2 protein-coding genes are annotated in these 1,712 nt (G+C 67.3%); both read right to left on the minus strand.

Annotation, left to right across the window (positions count from 1 at the left end):
- A partial coding sequence (gene sucD / locus EV684_RS23845; RefSeq protein ID WP_132649832.1) for a succinate--CoA ligase subunit alpha occupies nucleotides 1-764 on the minus strand: 764 nt, incomplete at its 3' end.
- A 126-nt stretch (nucleotides 765-890) separates the two neighbouring features.
- Nucleotides 891-1,712 (minus strand): ADP-forming succinate--CoA ligase subunit beta (gene sucC, locus EV684_RS23850; protein ID WP_132649833.1); only part of this gene is annotated, 822 nt, incomplete at its 5' end.

The raw sequence follows: 1,712 nt of genomic DNA on the forward strand, positions 1-1,712 counted from the left end.
CCCATGCGCTTGCCCGCCGGCGCGGTGACGCCGGCGATGAAGCCGACCACCGGCTTCTTCATGTGCTCCTTGCACCAGCGCGCCGCGTCGGCTTCGTCGGGGCCGCCGATCTCGCCGATCATGATCACCGCGTCGGTGTCCGGGTCCTCGTTGAACAGCCGCATCACGTCGATGTGCTTCAGGCCGTTGATCGGGTCGCCACCGATGCCCACCGCGCTGCTCTGGCCGATGCCCAGCTCGGAGAGCTGCGCCACGGCTTCATAGGTCAGCGTGCCCGAGCGGCTGACCACGCCGACACGCCCGGGCTTGTGGATGTGCCCCGGCATGATGCCGATCTTGATCTCCTCGGGCGTGATCGTGCCCGGGCAGTTCGGCCCCAGCAGCAGCGTCTTCTTGCCGCCGGCGGCTTCGCGCTGCTTCATCTTGTTGCGCACCTCCAGCATGTCCTTGATCGGGATGCCTTCGGTGATGCAGATCGCCAGGTCCAGCTCGGCCTCGACGGCTTCCCAGATCGCCGCCGCGGCACCGGCCGGCGGCACGTAGATGACGCTGACGGTGGCGCCGGTCTGCGCCGCCGCTTCCTTGACGCTGGCGTAGATCGGGATGCCCTCGAAGTCCTCGCCGGCCTTCTTCGGGTTCACGCCGGCGACGAAGCAGTTCTGGCCGTTGGCGTAGTCGCGGCACATGCGGGTGTGGAACTGGCCCGTCTTGCCGGTGATGCCCTGCGTGATGACGCGGGTGTCCTTGTTGATCAGGATGCTCATCGATGTCCTCGTTCGTTTCGCGTCAACCGCGGCGGGTGCAATCAAGCGGCCGCCGCGGAACCGGCTTCGCCGGGCCGCGGGCGGCGCCCCCTTGAGGGGGAGCGCCGAAGGCGCTACGGGGGTGGGTCATTTCACAGCCTTGACGATCGCGGTGGCCGCTTCGGCCATCGTGTCGGCGCTGATGATCGGCAGGCCGCTGTCGGCCAGCATCTTCTTGCCCAGGTCCTCGTTGGTGCCCTTCATGCGCACCACCAGCGGCACCTGCAGGTTCACCGCCTTGCACGCGGCGATGACGCCTTCGGCGATGGTGTCGCACTTCATGATGCCGCCGAAGATGTTGACGAGGATGCCCTTCACCTCGGGGTTCTTCAGCATGATCTTGAAGGCCTCGGTGACCTTCTCGGCACTCGCCCCGCCGCCGACGTCCAGGAAGTTCGCCGGCTCGCCGCCGAAGAGCTTGATGGTGTCCATCGTCGCCATCGCCAGCCCCGCGCCGTTGACCAGGCAGCCGATGTTGCCGTCCAGGCTGATGTAGCTGAGGTCGAACTTGCTCGCCTCGACCTCGGCCGGGTCCTCTTCGTCGAGGTCGCGCCAGGCGACGATCTCCGGATGCCGGAACAGCGCGTTGGCGTCGAAGTTGAACTTCGCGTCCAGCGCCTTGATGCCGCCGTGGCCTTCGAGGATCAGCGGGTTGATCTCGGCAAGGCTGGCGTCGCTGGCCATGTAGCAGGCGTAGAGCTTCTGGAACACGTCGACCGCCTGCGCCTGGCTGGCCTCGGGCACGCCGATGCCCACGGCCAGTTCACGCGCCTGGGCCTCGGTCAGGCCCACCAGCGGGTCGACGAAGACCTTGAGGATCTTCTCCGGCGTGGCGTGCGCCACTTCCTCGATGTCCATGCCGCCTTCGGAGGACGCCATCAGCGCCACCTTCTGCGTCGCGCGGTCGGT

The organism is Rubrivivax gelatinosus, from assembly GCF_004340905.1.
GTDB classification, from domain to species: Bacteria; Pseudomonadota; Gammaproteobacteria; order Burkholderiales; family Burkholderiaceae_C; genus Rubrivivax; species Rubrivivax gelatinosus.